The following is a 516-nucleotide window of genomic DNA, read 5'->3' as shown; positions in this document are numbered from 1 at the left end:
TGGCAGTGATCGTTATCGACAGTGCAAGGTTGGCTTTGGCCAGGTAGCTAATTACATTGGAGGCTACGCCACTGGGGGAGCAGCCGACCAGAATGATGCCAGCAGCAATTTCTATAGGTAATCCGCTCCAATGAGCGATGGCCCATCCTGATAAAGGCATCAAGGTCAATTGACATACCAAGCCTATAAATACACCCTTTTGGATTTTTGCCAATTTGAACAAAATCCTTAACCGCCATTGCAGTACCCATTCCAAACATAATGAATTGGATAAGTGGGGTAATCAATTGGCTAAGGGCATACCCTTTATAAAAAATGAAAGGTTGTGGATAGTAAAGTGCCAGGGTGGCGGCACCGAATATCATCACCGTATAGGTGTAGCCTTTAAGTTTTGGGTTTAAGTTAAATGCAATGCCTAACAATACCATAAATCCTATCAGGAATGGACCTGATGGCCCGTAATTCCCTGATAGGATTAGGTAGAAATATAGTACAAGCAGCAGCATTGCTGATAGC

General features: G+C 43.6%; 1 pseudogene. It reads right to left on the bottom strand.

From position 1 onward, the window contains the following. Nucleotides 1-214 (bottom strand): annotated as a pseudogene (locus ADIWIN_RS22155) (bile acid:sodium symporter family protein); the annotation flags it as partial. Nucleotides 215-516 lie beyond the last annotated feature (302 nt).

It is taken from the genome of Winogradskyella psychrotolerans RS-3 (genome assembly GCF_000427335.1).
Classification (GTDB): Bacteria; Bacteroidota; Bacteroidia; order Flavobacteriales; family Flavobacteriaceae; genus Winogradskyella; species Winogradskyella psychrotolerans.
This window is presented reverse-complemented; position numbering and strand designations above follow the sequence as displayed.